Annotated in this window: 13 protein-coding genes; 7 read left to right on the forward strand and 6 right to left on the reverse strand. The window is 72.6% G+C overall.

The window, feature by feature from the left end; all coding sequences use genetic code 11:
• Positions 1-2,420 (forward strand): hypothetical protein (locus HII36_RS48350; RefSeq protein WP_217370895.1); only part of this gene is annotated, 2,420 nt, incomplete at its 5' end.
• Positions 2,421-2,427: 7 nt separating this feature from the next.
• Here HII36_RS48350 and HII36_RS48355 read toward each other — a convergent pair.
• The 4 genes from HII36_RS48355 to HII36_RS48370 are packed head-to-tail and all read right to left on the reverse strand — an operon-like array spanning position 2,428 to position 4,708.
• A complete protein-coding gene (locus tag HII36_RS48355) occupies positions 2,428-2,748 on the reverse strand; it encodes a hypothetical protein (RefSeq protein WP_173530142.1) in 321 nt (106 codons plus the stop codon).
• A 56-nt stretch (positions 2,749-2,804) separates the two neighbouring features.
• Entirely contained in the window at positions 2,805-3,272 is a 468-nt protein-coding gene (locus HII36_RS48360) for a hypothetical protein (protein ID WP_173530143.1), read from the reverse strand.
• Positions 3,273-3,331: 59 nt separating this feature from the next.
• On the reverse strand, positions 3,332-3,898 hold the full coding sequence (locus tag HII36_RS48365) for a GNAT family N-acetyltransferase (RefSeq protein ID WP_173530144.1): 567 nt from the start codon (positions 3,896-3,898) through the stop codon (positions 3,332-3,334).
• 42 nt (positions 3,899-3,940) lie between these two features.
• Entirely contained in the window at positions 3,941-4,708 is a 768-nt protein-coding gene (locus HII36_RS48370) for a sirohydrochlorin chelatase (protein WP_328808231.1), read from the reverse strand.
• 196 nt (positions 4,709-4,904) lie between these two features.
• On the opposite strand from HII36_RS48370, the gene HII36_RS48375 reads away from it, so the two are divergent.
• Positions 4,905-6,200 carry an MFS transporter gene (locus HII36_RS48375; RefSeq protein WP_173530145.1) on the forward strand — a complete coding sequence of 432 codons (1,296 nt, stop codon included), beginning with the start codon at positions 4,905-4,907 and terminating at the stop codon, positions 6,198-6,200.
• A 105-nt stretch (positions 6,201-6,305) separates the two neighbouring features.
• Here the strand turns inward: HII36_RS48375 and HII36_RS48380 are convergent, their stop codons facing one another.
• Complete coding sequence (locus HII36_RS48380; RefSeq protein ID WP_173530146.1) at positions 6,306-7,664, reverse strand: MFS transporter; 1,359 nt, start codon at positions 7,662-7,664, stop codon at positions 6,306-6,308.
• A 102-nt stretch (positions 7,665-7,766) separates the two neighbouring features.
• On the opposite strand from HII36_RS48380, the gene HII36_RS48385 reads away from it, so the two are divergent.
• The 5 genes from HII36_RS48385 (at position 7,767) to HII36_RS48405 (ending at position 11,508) form a co-directional block, all read left to right on the forward strand.
• Positions 7,767-8,438, forward strand: a complete 672-nt coding sequence (locus HII36_RS48385; protein WP_328808232.1) for a GntR family transcriptional regulator — start codon at positions 7,767-7,769, stop codon at positions 8,436-8,438.
• Positions 8,439-8,447: 9 nt separating this feature from the next.
• On the forward strand, positions 8,448-8,810 hold the full coding sequence (locus HII36_RS48390) for a DUF2203 domain-containing protein (RefSeq protein WP_173530148.1): 363 nt from the start codon (positions 8,448-8,450) through the stop codon (positions 8,808-8,810).
• Between the two features lie 85 nt (positions 8,811-8,895).
• Positions 8,896-9,894: a hypothetical protein gene (locus tag HII36_RS48395; protein WP_173530149.1), complete on the forward strand. Its 999-nt coding sequence runs from the start codon at positions 8,896-8,898 to the stop codon at positions 9,892-9,894.
• A 5-nt stretch (positions 9,895-9,899) separates the two neighbouring features.
• Positions 9,900-10,892 (forward strand): hypothetical protein, encoded by a 993-nt coding sequence (locus HII36_RS48400; protein ID WP_173530150.1) that lies wholly within the window; start codon positions 9,900-9,902, stop codon positions 10,890-10,892.
• A gap of 70 nt (positions 10,893-10,962) precedes the next feature.
• Positions 10,963-11,508: a CGNR zinc finger domain-containing protein gene (locus tag HII36_RS48405; RefSeq protein WP_328808233.1), complete on the forward strand. Its 546-nt coding sequence runs from the start codon at positions 10,963-10,965 to the stop codon at positions 11,506-11,508.
• A gap of 15 nt (positions 11,509-11,523) precedes the next feature.
• Here HII36_RS48405 and HII36_RS48410 read toward each other — a convergent pair whose 3' ends face one another.
• On the reverse strand, positions 11,524-12,765 hold the full coding sequence (locus tag HII36_RS48410; protein ID WP_217370896.1) for an MFS transporter: 1,242 nt from the start codon (positions 12,763-12,765) through the stop codon (positions 11,524-11,526).
• Positions 12,766-12,915 lie beyond the last annotated feature (150 nt).

A 12,915-nucleotide genomic window follows, 5' to 3' on the forward strand; every position in this document is an offset into this window, starting at 1 on the left:
CCCCAGAGCCGCCGGCCTTCGCCTTGACGCTGGTGTCGGACGTGGACGAAGCGGTCGCGGCCGCTCGTGCTGCGCTGGCCGTCGCCGACGACACGCAGCGGCCCCGGACGTTGTTACTGCTCGCCCAGGCGCTCCGGCTGCGATCCGGCATCGAGGCCCCTGGCGGGCTGACCGGCGATACCCCGGACGAGGCCATCGCGCTGCTGGGCGAGGTGCTGTCGACCGGCGGGCGGGTGACGCTGCACGTCGAGGCGTACGGGCTGCTCTCTGAGCTGCTGTGCGCCCGCGACCGTCGGGTACGGGCCCAGGACGCAGCAGCCGGGCGGCACGCGGACGGTGCTTCGCCGGATCTCGATGAGGCGGTGGCGGCGGCCAGGCAGGCGGTGGAGCTCGCCGGGAAGAGCGGCCTCGACCAGACGCGGGCGCGGCGGCGGCTCTGCCTGGCACTGCTGTCCGGCTTCTCCGCCCGCCGAGACCCCGACGATCTGGTCGAGGCCCTGACCCTGGCCGGCGAACCGCCGCTGATCGGGAAGCCGACCTCGGACGGGAAGCCGACCTCGGTGGGGGAGCCGACTCCGGTGGGGGAGCCGCTTCTGTTCCGGGAAGACGAGCAGCCCCCAGGCGGCGGTGACCAGGTCGTCGGACGGCTGCGGGCGGTCCTGGCTCAGTCGTCAGAGATTCCCCCGGACGAGCGGGTGGCGCGGGCCGCGACCGGACTCGCCCTGGCCACCGGAGACGACCGGCTGGCACTCGACCTCCTCCACCTCGCCGAACGCCATCACCCGGGCGACCCGGGCGACTTCCTGCTGGCCCGCGCCCGCGACCTGGCCGGGCAGCACAGGTACGGCCCGGCGACCGCGCTCCTCGTCCGGGCCGAGCAGGTGTTCGCAGCCGCTTACCGCGAGCTCGGGGAACCCCTTCCCGAGGCGTTGCAGCTCGGTGCGCTGGGCGGACTCCACCAGGAGACGGGCGAGCCGGAAAAGGCGCTCGAATGCCACCGCCGGGCCATCGCCCTGCTCCAGAGGTCCGGGTCGAGCGGGCAGGAAGCGACTCACCGGGAGGCCCGGCTGCAGGTGGCCAGACAGCACGGGCATGCCGCTCAGGCCTGCCTCGACGCGGGCGATCCGGCCGCGGCGCTGGCCCACGCGCTTCGGGCGCACAACCTGCACACGGAGGCCGGCGACGCGGTGGCGGCGGCACTCGCGCTGGCGAAGGCGGCCATGGCGGAAGTGGTCAGGACGGAGACGGCCAGAACGGAGACGGCGGACCCGGTCAAGACAGAGGTGGCCGAGGCCGAGGAGGCCACGGCACCGGTGCCCCAGGGGATGACCGGGGGGTGGGGCGAGCCCGGGGCCGGTGAACCCAAGGCCGACGAGTCCAAGGCCGGTGGGGATGAGCGGCTGGCGGTGTGCGTGGCCGGGCTGGAAGAGGCCGGGGCCTGGGAGGAGGCCTGCCGGGTGCTGGACGCGCACGCGAACCTCCTGCTCCAGTACCACCATCACGACCGGGCGGCCGCCTGCGAGGCCCGCCTGGTGGAGATCGTCCGGCGGCACGGGCGGCGGCGCGAGCCGGCCGACGAGTGGTATCGCATCGCGCACCGGCACCGGGACCTGCGCGACCCGGCCGGCGCCGGAGTCGCGTTTCAACGGGCCGAACGTGAATACCGCGGCATCGGGCACCACGACGGTGTCGCCGCCGTCCGCTATCAGCTGGGCGTGCTCGCCTACGTGGAAGGGGAGCCGGAGCGGGCGGGGGTGGAGTTCGGCCGGGCGGCGGTGGCGTACGGCCGGGTGGGCGACTCGCATCGGGAGGCGTCGGCGCTGAGCCTGCGGGCCGTCTGTCTCAGTCGGCTCGACAGGGACGAGGACGCCGCCGCCGACCTGGCGCGGGCCGAGCGGCTCGCGGCCGGTGACGCCGGGGTGGCGTTCATCGTCACCCTGTACCGGGCGACGCTGGACCTCAAGGTGGGCGCGTACCGGCGGGCGGGGAAGGGGCTGCTGTTCGCGCTCGGGCTGGCCGCCGGCGAGCCGCTGAAGACGGCGGTGGTCAGGGACCGGCTGGCCGCGCTGGCCGCCCGCACCGGCGATCAGCAGGCCCGGATCGGCTCGCTCGAACTGGCCGTGGCGGCCTTCCGTGACGCGGGCCAGGGACGGCTGGCCGCGCTCGCGTCGATCAGGCTCGGGCTCGTGCTCAAGGAGTGCGGCGATCCGGAGCGGGCCAGGACGGCACTGGACGAAGGCCTCGACGGCCTGCCCCCGGCCCTCGAACAGCCCCCTGGCGCCACCCCGCATCCCAGCCCAGGTGAAACCGAAGAATCGGGGTTGCCGTTCGAGTTGATGGTCGCCGCCACCCCGGGCGACCCCGACCTCTCCGCCATGGCCGCACTGGCCGCCATGATCAAGGCCGATCTGCCCCGCTGAAGCAGCCTTAGCGGTCGCCCGGCGGCGGCTCGAAGGCCGCGATCCTGGAGAACAGCTCGAGCCCCGCCATGTACTCCCCGGTGCTCCCCACCACCGCCAGGTGCCGCAGCGTGACCCGGGCGGCCTCCACGTACGCCGCCGTGTACGGCCTGAACAACTGCCTGACCAGCGCGGCCGCCGGCACCCCGGCCTCGCAGGGCCGGCCGGCCACCGCCGCGCCCAGGGCGTCGAGCTCTCCGGGCAGGCGTGCCCTGGCCTCGGCGGGCAGTTCGGTCACGGCGGAGCGCCGCAGCTCGTCGAGCAGATCGAGGAAGTGATCGCGCAGCATGCCCCTCCCGGCCAGAAAGGATGCCGTTCACGATCGCACGAGGGACGTGCGCCTGGCTAGAGGTAGGAACGGGTGACGCTCACCAGCTCGGCGGCCGCCTGGCGCGGGTCGGCGGGCGGCGCGATGGGCACGGCAGACTCGGGGGTGCGCTCGCGCACGTCGCGGTCGCGGATCGCGAACACCGCGGGCACCGCGCCGACGTCGCCGTAGCGAAGCGTCACGGCCGCGTCGACCGCCCGCCGCACGTCGGCCACCACGTCACGGACGTCGTGGCCGGCGCCGGAAGCGGCCAGGTAGCCGAGCATGCCGGCGAAGCGCGGCTCCACCTCGGCGGCGGGCCGCTGGCGGGGCAGCACGGGACGGTCGAGCCAGAACACCTTGCCCGCGAGGAACGCGTCGTAGCCGGTGCCCTCGTGGTCGAGCGTGCGCACGGTCTCGGCGAGCAGCGCGCCGAACTCGGTCAGCTCCGCCCGCCGCGGCAGGTCGGTGGTGACGAACAAGGGCACGATCAGCGAGTCGAGCATGTGACTATCCCTCCGTGAGGAGGCTCATCGTAGGACGTCGCACCGACAATAATCGGCGGTCAGAAGGAGTTCTGGGAGAGTCGTTCCGTCCATTCGTCCTCCAGGGCGGAGTGCACGATGGAGTCGCGCCAGCCGTTCGGCGTGTGCACGTGGTGACGTATCCGGCCTTCCTCCACCATTCCGGCCGTCAGCATGGCCAGCTGGGCGGGCAGGTTCTGCGGTGAGCGGGCGCCCCAGACGCGGTGCAGCCCGAGCTGCTTGAACCCGAACGACAGCAGCAGCCGGATCAGGTCGGTGCCGACGCCGCGCCCCCACTGGTCGGGGCGCAGGCCGACGCCGATCTCGGCGCTGTGCGGGTGGTCGGTCTCGATGGCCAGGCGGGCCACCCCGATCACCTCGTGGCTGTGCACGTCCACGACCGCGAGCAGGTAGAGCAGGCGCGGCTCCGCGGACGCGGCCGCGATGGCCTGGTCGACGAGGGTCGCCACCTGTCTCATGCTCCGCGGGGCGAACGGCATGTGCTGGGTCGCCTCGGGGTCACCGTAGACACCATGCAACGCCGCGACGTCGGCCTCCGTCACGTCACGAAGGCCAAGTCGCGCACCGTTGTACACCACGCGGCGCATGCGCAGAAGGTAACGCGAGTGCCGTGATCTTTACAAGCCCTGTCAAGAGGCGAGTTGACTACCGTAAGCTCGCGCGACAAGTTCGGCGACGGCGCCGTGCGCGCCCAGCGGTGCGGCGTGTCCGGCGTTGATCTGGCCGGCCGCCGACTCGACGATCCCGGCCGGGGCCTCGTGGCCGATCAGGCAGGGGGCGATGGCCAGCCGCGCGGCGCCGGCCGCGCGCAGCCGCTGCGCCGCGACGGGCACGCCGGGCTCGCTGTCGAGCGAGGCGGCGACGACCGGCAGCGTGAGCCGCGAGGCCAGCAGCACCGCCGTGGCCTGGACGGCGTGCACGGCCCGCTCGCCGCCCACCGTGCCCAGGATGACCGCGTCGACCGGGCTGGAGACGTTCAGCACGCGGACCCGGTCCGCCCTGGCCAGGCCCTTCTCGGCCAGCCTGATGTGCAGCGCCTCGGCCAGCAGCGGGTGCGGGCCCAGCGCGTCGGTGACGACGGCGCTGCCGCCGCCGGCCGCGACCGCCTTGCCGATCTCGGCCATGACGGCCGGGTCTCCCCAGGTGAGCAGCGGCACCACGACGGCCTCGCGGCCGGAAGGCAGGGTGTCAGCCAGGTCGGCCACGCTGGTCAGGCGGACCTCGATCTGCGGGTTGTCGACGCGCACCACGTCCGCGATCTCGGTGGCCACGCCGGTGGTGTCACCCGGGGTGGCGAGCACGAGCACGGGGGCGTCCGGCGGCAGGGACGTCGGAACGGGACGGCGGTGGCGGCCACCACCGGGCCGGGGGGAACGTTCGCGTACAGGCAGGCTCACAGGCGGGGAGTTTATGCCTATTCGGGGTTGTGTGTTCTGTGAATCGATGGCGATTCCGTCACAACAGGCGGCCTGTGATCGAGATCACATCGTAATGCCGAAAAACGTTGACTAAACGGCATAAAACCGGAAACTCTGGAGCAACTAGAAACGCGTTCTAGAGCGACCGTCACGATCCGTCCCGTGGAGGATGGGAATGAAGCCGTTCTATGTCCGCGAGCTGAACGTCTACCCGGTCGGGCGCCGGCGCATCTGGCTGCTGTCGATCGCGGTGCTGGCCAGCCTGGTGGCCAACTTCGAGACCACCCTCTCCACGATCCTGCCGCTGCTGATCGTCGACCTGGACATGACGTACGAGGTCTACGGCGTGATCGCGGCGGCGTCCGTCCTGGTCGGCGGACTGTCGGCGGGCTTCGGCGGGATCCTGTCCGACCGGTGGGGACGCGTGGCCATCCTGGTGCCCACGCTCACCGTCACCGCCGGCTGCAACTTCCTGCTCGCCACGGTCGACAGCGTCAGCGGGCTGTTCGCGGTGCGCTGCCTGATGCTGTTCATCGAGGGCGCGGGGATCACCATCACCGCCTCGCTGGTCCGCGACTTCTCCCCGCGCGTCGGACGGGCGCAGGCGTTCGCGTTCTGGACCTGGGGCCCGGTCGGCGCCACGTTCCTGGCCTCGTTCCTGGCCTGGCAGACCCTGCCGCTGTTCGACAACGCCTGGCAGTCGCAGGCGATCCTGATGGGCATCGTCTCGCTGACGCTGTGCGCGATCATCATCTGGCAGATCGCCGAGCCGTCCGCCGCGCTGCGTGCCCAGGTGCTCGACGCCGAACGCGCGGTCACCGCCGAGGAGAAGATCGACCCTGGCCGGCTCAGGGAGCTGTTTCGGCACCCGCACCTGTGGGCGCACGTCCTGGGCAACACCGGCTGGCAGGTGCTCTACTGGACGTTCACGATCTACGGCACGGCCATACTCACCGGGCCGTTCAAGATGGACACCGCCGCCGCCAACGGCGTGGTCACGCTCGGCGTCGTGCTCAACGCGCTGGCCGTCATCGCGGTCGGCCGCGTCTCGGACCGGCTGCGGCTGCGCAAGCCGTTCACGGCCGCCGGCACCGTGCTGACCGTCGTCACGCTGGCCTACTACATCTCGCTCATCGGCGGCGGCGCCTCCGCCACGCACGTCACCATCGTGTACGCGCTGCTCTTCCTGTTCATGGGCGTGGCGTACGTGCCGTGGATGGCCAACTTCTCCGAGAACGCCGAGGACGTGGACGCCCGGCTGCAGGGCGCGGCCCTGGGCATCTGGGGCATGGTGGTCCGCGTCATGATCGTGGTGCTGCTGCCGGTGGCGCCCCTGGTGGCCGGCGCGGGCGGCTGGCAGAGCTGGCTGATCGTGGCGCTCGTCGGCCAGGTCGTGTTCCTGGCCACGCTGGCGGCCTTCAAGGGCCCGTGGCGGCCGGCGGTCGAGAGATCGGCCCGGCTGAGCGTCTGATGTGCCGATGTGGGCGGCGGTGGCAGCCGCCGCCCACATGCTTTCGCGGCAGTCTCGGATGATCGGATGCTGGTCGGATGCCGGGCGGATGCCCGCGCTGCGGCTTCAAGCGAACGGGCCCACCTGCCCGGGGAGACCACTCTGCCTGTTCCGCGGGGTTCCGTCCAGGCCCTCGGGCGTGACGTCCGCGGCCAGGTCGACGTCCCGGGTCTCCGGCGCGATGGACAGGCCCAGGGCCGTGACGGCCAGCGCGGCCACCACGTACAGCGACACCGCCACCGTCGTCCCGTACGTCTCGAACAGCTGCAGCGCGATGAGCGGGGCCAGCGCGCCGCCCGCGATCCCGGCCACCTGGTAGCCCATCGAGGCCCCGCTGTAGCGCAGCCGGGTGCTGAACAGCTCGGCGATGAACGCCGCCTGCGGGCCGTACATGGCGGCGTGGGTGATCAGCGCCACCACCGCGGCCAGCGCGATCAGCGGGAACGAGCGTGAGTCCAGCAGCGGGAAGAAGGCGAACACCCACACGGCCGCGCCGATCACGCCCATGAGGTAGACCGGACGCCGCCCGATCCGGTCCGACAACGCGCCGAACAGCGGGATCAGCCCCAGTTGCAGCGCCGAGCCGATCAGCACCGCGTTCAGCGCCACCGAGCGCTCCAGATCCAGCTGCTGGGTGATGTAGACCATGATGTAGACGGTGAAGGTGTAGAACGCCACGTCCACGCCGATCCTGGCGGTGAACGCCGACAGCAGCGCCCGCGGATGCGTGCGCAGCACCTCCACCAGCGGCATCCTGGCCTTCGCGCCCTGCTGCTCGACCTCGGTGAACAGCGGCGACTCGGTGATCTTCAGCCGGACCCACAGCCCGACGAACACCAGCGCGCCCGACAGCAGGAACGGGATCCGCCACCCCCACGACAGGAACGCCGCGTCCGACTGCGCGAACGACAGGATGGCGAGCAGCCCGGTGGCCAGCACGTACCCGGCGGGCACGCCGACCTGTGGCCAGCTGGCGTTGAAACCGCGCCGCCGCCCGCCGCCGTGCTCCATCGACATGATCACCGCGCCGCCCCACTCGCCGCCGAGCCCCAGCCCCTGGACGAACCGCAGCACGGCCAGCAGGATCGGCGCCGCCACCCCGATCGTCGCGTAGCCGGGCAGCAGGCCGATGAGGAAGGTCGACACGCCCATCACCAGCAGCGTGACGACCAGCACGGTCTTGCGTCCGACCCGGTCGCCGAAGTGGCCGAACACGATGCCGCCCAGCGGCCTGGCCACGAACGCCACCGCGTTGGCCGTCAGCGCGGCCATGGTGGCGTTGAACGGATCGAGCGTCGGGAAGAACAGCTTGGCGAACACCACCGTCGAGGCCGTGGTGTAGAGGAAGAAGTCGTACCACTCCAGCGACGTGCCGATCAGGCTCGCGAGGATCACGCGCCGCGTCTGTGGCGTGGAGCTCGTCATGTGATCGCTCCTTGCGTTGATGGGGGTTATTCCTCAACGTAAGGATCGTTGAACAATTCGACAAGGGGATCGGGGAATGATTGTCTGTGGAATGTGGAGAACGTGCTCGCCGAACTCAGCCAGGACCGGGTGCGCCTAGGGCGGAGCAGCACGGCCGAGCGCGTGGCCGACATCCTGCGTGAGCGCATCAGCGAAGGCGCGTTCCGGCCCGGCCAGCGGCTGTCCGAAGAGGGCATCTCCGAGGCGCTCGGCGTCTCGCGCAACACGCTGCGCGAGTCGTTCCGGCTGCTCGGGCACGAACGGCTGCTGGAGCACAAGCTCAACCGCGGCGTGTTCGTCCGGCTGCCGTCCGCCGAGGACGTCGCGGACCTCTACCGGGTGCGCCGGGTGCTGGAGGGCGCGGCCGTGCGCCGCAAGCCCGGCGAGCGCACGCTGGCCGTCATCAACGAGGCGCTGACCGACGCGGAACGCGCCGCCGAGCAGGACGACTGGCAGGCCGTCGGCACCGCCAACATCCGCTTCCACCAGGCCATCGTCTCGCTCAACGAGAGCCCGCGGCTCAACGAGTCGATGCGCCAGCTCCTGGCCGAACTGCGGCTCGTCTTCCACGTCATGGACAACCCGCGGGCCTTCCACGAGCCGTTCGTGGCACGCAACCGGGTGCTGCTCGGCCTGATCGAGGCCGGCCGGCCGGAAGAGGCGGCGGCCTACCTCGACGACTATCTCGACGAGGCGGAGCGGCAACTGATTCACGCCTACGAGCCGAACCGCTAACGTTTCCGCATGGACAGGATCTTCACCCTCGGTGAGGCGCGCGCGTTGATGCCGGCCATCGTCGAGGATGCCCGCGCGGTCGTGGCCGCCCGCGCCGACCTGGCCGAGATCGCCTTCGACCGGGAGACCTCCGGCGGCTCCGCGCTGGGCGGGATCCCGGAGATCAAGGGGCTGGAGGCCCGCATCGAGGAGGTGCTCACCGGCTGGAGCGGGCGGGGCATCGAGGTGAAGGGCATCGCGCCGATCCTCATCGACTTCCCCGCCGTGGTCGAGGGCGTGTCGATCCGGCTGTGCTGGCTGGAGGGCGAGCCGGAGCTGGGCTGGTTCCACCGTACCGATCTGGGCTTCGCCGGACGCCGTCCGCTGGCGTGATGACCACGAGATAACCGTGGCTGAGCTGTGACCAACCGGCCACCTGGAGTCCGGGTCTAACCAGGTGAGCGAAAGGATCACAGCCATGAGGCACACCTCAGCGACCGCCGCGCTGCTCGCGTCCGCGGTCATCGGCGGGCTCGGGCTCACCCCCGCCGCCCACGCCGGAGCGGGGCCGTCCCCGGCCCGCGCGGCGTGGGTCAAGTCCTGCTCCGGATCGGACGAATCCACCTACCCCTGCGGCCGCTGGCGGCTGCTCCTGCGCGACGGCTCCCAGCAGGCCGTGCCCGACGCCGCCGCGACCAGGATCGACGCGCGTGGCGGCGAGGTCCGCGACCCGGCCGTGTTCGCCATCAGCGCCGACGGCCGCACGATCGTCTACGAGCGGGCCAAGGACCACCGCCTGGTGCTGCGCCGCACGGCCGGCGGCGCGACCACCGCGCTGCCCAGGTCGGTGCTGCCCAAGGGCGTGGGCACCGACGGCGTCGCCGTCATGCTCTCCGCCGACGGCGGCCGCGTGCTCGTCGACTACACCGGCGAAGGCTCGGTCAGGAACAGCAAGGTGATCGACGCGCGTACCGGCAGGACGACCGAGGTCCCCGGCAAGTACGCGCCGCACTCCTTCAGCGCCGACGGCGACGAGCTGCTGATGACCAGGTTCCTGTCGGACAACACGCTGGTCATGTACTCCTACGGCCTGGCCGACGGCCACCTGGTCAAGCGGACGCCGCCGCAGGTCGTCGCGAACGCCAACACCTACGCCCTGGCCGCCGACGGCAGGACCACGGCGGTGTTCGTCGCCGGGGACGCCGACAGGAACCGGCCGCCCCGGGTGCGGGTGTACGACCTGGCGACCGGCGAGCTGTCGGCGGGCGCGAACCTGCCGGTCAAGTCGGCCCACGGCGCTTCACTGGCGCGCTGGACGACCGACGGGCGGCTCACCGCGGTGGTCGCCACCCACGAGGAGGAATCGGCCGCGGTGATACGGGTGCTCACCGTCGACCCGGACTCCGGCGCCGTCCGGCAGACCGACTCCTACCGGATCAGCAAGACCAGGTACACCTACTACGTGGCGGGGGAGTGAGTGCCATGCGGATCAGGCTCATCACCGTGCTGACGGCCGCGCTGGCGGCCCTGGCCACCGTACCGGCGCCCTCCGTCGCGACCGCGGGGGCGGCCGACCACAGCCACAGTCACGGCGACAGCATCAGGTACGCCTCCATCAAGGGCTGCACGCAGAAGGACGGCAACGTCGTGCCGTGCGGCGACTGGCGGCTGGTCATGCACAGCGGCAAGATCACCAAGCTGCGCGACGCCCAGAGCGGCCCGGGCCTGGACGCCCAGGGCAACCCGTGGCAGCACGCCCCCGCCCCGGTCGCGGTCAGCGGCGACGGGCAGCGGGTGGCGTACTTCACCAAGGCCGGCCGGCTGGCCGTCAGGACACTCGGCGGCGGGGTGACGCTGCTGCCCGCGAACGCGCTGCCGCGCGTCGCCCAGGCCGACGTGACGCTGAAGCTGTCCGGCGACGGCGGCAGGCTGGCCGCCCAGATCTCCGGCGACGCTCCGGGCAAGACGCGGATCTTCGACACGGCCACCGGCGCCAGGCTCGGCTTCGTGCCGGTGGACGAGACGTTCGCCGGGTTCAGCGGCGACGGCGACGAGGTGCTCACCGTCGTGTCGGGCGAGGAGTCCGTCACCGACCTGGTCGTCAGGAGCGACGGCGGCGAGCAGTTGCGGCGCGTCACGCCGCCGCAGGTCGTGGCGTCCAACGGGCCGCACGCCCTGGCGGCCGACGGCAGGACGGTGGCGAACCTGGTGCTGGGCCGGAAGCCGCTGCTGATCACCTACGACCTGGAGACCGACGAGCCGCCGGCCAGGAAGAGGATCAAGCTGCCCGCCGGCGACCTGCACATGATCGACTGGACCGGCGACACCCAGGTGACCCTGCACCTGGTGCGCAACCTGAGCAGGAGCACCGGGGTGACGATCGTCCAGATCGACACCGGGACCGGCGAGGTCACCGTACGCGACCGGTACACGCTGCTGAAGGACACGTTCGTCTTCGCCGCCTGCGGCGGCTGAGCGGGCGGCCGGAGCACGCGGCGGGCACGGGGAACCCGCCGCGTGCCGCGGCCGGGCTTACGCTGCTGGGGTGGAGGTTCACTCGACCAAGGCGATGGCCGCCAGGGCCGTCGCGCTCTGCGCGGAGCTGCTGTACGAGCGCCCGTCCCCGGCCTCGGTCGCGCGGGTGCTGCGCGAGCACGGGGAGAGCGGCGACCTGCGGCTCGGTGCGGCCGACGTGGCGGAGATGCGCGTGGCGGCCGGGCGGCTCGTCGAGGTGTTCGCCGCCGACGGTCCCGGCCAGGCCGCGGACCTGCTCAACCGGCTGCTCGGGCAGAGCGCGAAGGCGCCCAGGCTGACCAGCCACGGCGGCACGACGAGCTGGCACGTGCACGTCGACGGCTCCGACGACGCACCGTGGGGCGAGTGGTTCCTGACGTCCTCGGCGATGTCGCTGGCCCTGCTGCTGGCCGAGCACCAGCGGGTGCCCGGCGGGCTGTGCGCGTCCGCGAGCTGCGGGCGGCCCTACCTGGACCTGGGCGGCGGCAGCCCGCGCCGCTACTGCAGCGCCCGGTGCGCGACGAGGGAACGCGTCGCCGCCCACCGCTCCAGGACGACCGCGCCCGGGGTGAGCTGACCCGCCGGCGCGGCGTCAGGCGCGGGCGGCCGGGCGGCACACCAGGGCGGCGAGCAACTGGAGCGCCGCGCCGGTGAGCAGCGCGGCGCTGACCGACCAGGAGGCCAGCGGCCCGGCCACCGCCGATCCCGCCGCGAAGGAGGTGATCTTGAGGCTGGCGCCGGTGGTGAACACCTGGCTGCGCAGGCGTTCCGGCGCCTCCCGGTGACGGATGGCGAACAGCGCGGTCAGCTGCGGGCCCTCGCCGAACCCGGCGACGGCCGCGGCCAGCGCCGCCAGCGCGAACGTCCCCGAGACGGCGGCCAGCGCCATCCCGGCGCCGAACACCACCGTCGACCACACGAGCACCGGTTCCCACGAGTTCGTTCCTGTCCAGGTCCCGGCCCAGGTCTCGGCCCGGGTTCCCGCCCGGGTGGACAGGAGGGCGTTCGCCGTCAGGCCGCAGGCGGCGGTGATCGCGAGCAGCAGCGCGCCGTGCCCGCTCTCGCCGGTGAGCTCGGCGCCCAGCACCGGGGCTGACACCACCAGCATGGCCAGCCCGGCACACGAGACCATCGACCCCAGGGTGGCGCGCCGCAGCCGGACGTTTCCGGTGATGGCCGCGAAACCGGCGATCAGGTCGCCACGCACCGAGCCGGGCGCGCCGCCTCTCTTCGGCGGACGGCCTTTCTCCGGTGGACGGCCTTTCTCGGGTGGGCGGCCTTTCTCGGGTGGGCGGTGGGGGAGCGTCCAGGCGAGCGGGAGTGCGAGCACCAGCAGGCCCACACACATCCAGACGGCCGGCCCGCCACCGCCTGCCGCCGCCACCAGCCCGGCCAGCGCGGGTCCCGCCAGGCCGGCGGCGTTGTAGCTCATGGAGTCCAGCGCCGTGGCCCGGGCGAGCCGGTCGGGGCCGACGACGAGTGGCAGTTGCGCGGTCCAGCCGCCGGTCAGCGCGGGTCCGAGCAGTCCGGCCGCGACGGCCACCGCGATGAGCGCGGCGTCCGGCACGCGGCCCAGGCCGAGGAGCACCACCAGCAGCCCGGCGGCGTACCCCGCCAGGCAGAGCGCCAGCAGCCGGCCGGGCCTGGCGGCGCGGTCGAGCAGCACGCCGAGCAGCGGGCCGCCCGCGGCCGCCGCCACCGTCAGCCCCGCCAGCAGCCACGACGCGACCAGCGGCGAGCCGGTGACGGCCAGGCCCAGCACGAGCAGCGCCGGTCCGGACATCTCGTCCCCGGTGCGGGCTGCAACGGCTCCGGTGAGGTAACGCGTTAACACATGGGAGACGTTACACGAGTTCGCGTTAGACGTGCGGGCAGGCAGGGAAGGGGTTCGGGTGAGGAGACTCGCCCGGCCTGTGCGGGCTGCGTGCCGTACAGGCCGGGTGGCGGGCATCAGGCGCCGTACGGGTCGGGCGCCGTACGGGTG

Origin of the sequence: Nonomuraea antri, from assembly GCF_013283785.1 — a bacterium.
Classification (GTDB): Bacteria; Actinomycetota; Actinomycetes; order Streptosporangiales; family Streptosporangiaceae; genus Nonomuraea; species Nonomuraea antri.

Excerpts from the sequence above, each read along its gene's own strand:
- HII36_RS48355 (WP_173530142.1), bottom strand. The coding sequence starts at position 2,748 with ATGCTGCGCGATCACTTCCTCGATCTGCTCGACGAGCTGCGGCGCTCC.
- HII36_RS48360 (WP_173530143.1), bottom strand. The coding sequence starts at position 3,272 with ATGCTCGACTCGCTGATCGTGCCCTTGTTCGTCACCACCGACCTGCCG.
- HII36_RS48365 (WP_173530144.1), bottom strand. The coding sequence starts at position 3,898 with ATGCGCCGCGTGGTGTACAACGGTGCGCGACTTGGCCTTCGTGACGTG.
- HII36_RS48375 (WP_173530145.1), top strand. The coding sequence starts at position 4,905 with ATGAAGCCGTTCTATGTCCGCGAGCTGAACGTCTACCCGGTCGGGCGC.
- HII36_RS48380 (WP_173530146.1), bottom strand. The coding sequence starts at position 7,664 with ATGACGAGCTCCACGCCACAGACGCGGCGCGTGATCCTCGCGAGCCTG.
- HII36_RS48390 (WP_173530148.1), top strand. The coding sequence starts at position 8,448 with ATGGACAGGATCTTCACCCTCGGTGAGGCGCGCGCGTTGATGCCGGCC.
- HII36_RS48395 (WP_173530149.1), top strand. The coding sequence starts at position 8,896 with ATGAGGCACACCTCAGCGACCGCCGCGCTGCTCGCGTCCGCGGTCATC.
- HII36_RS48400 (WP_173530150.1), top strand. The coding sequence starts at position 9,900 with ATGCGGATCAGGCTCATCACCGTGCTGACGGCCGCGCTGGCGGCCCTG.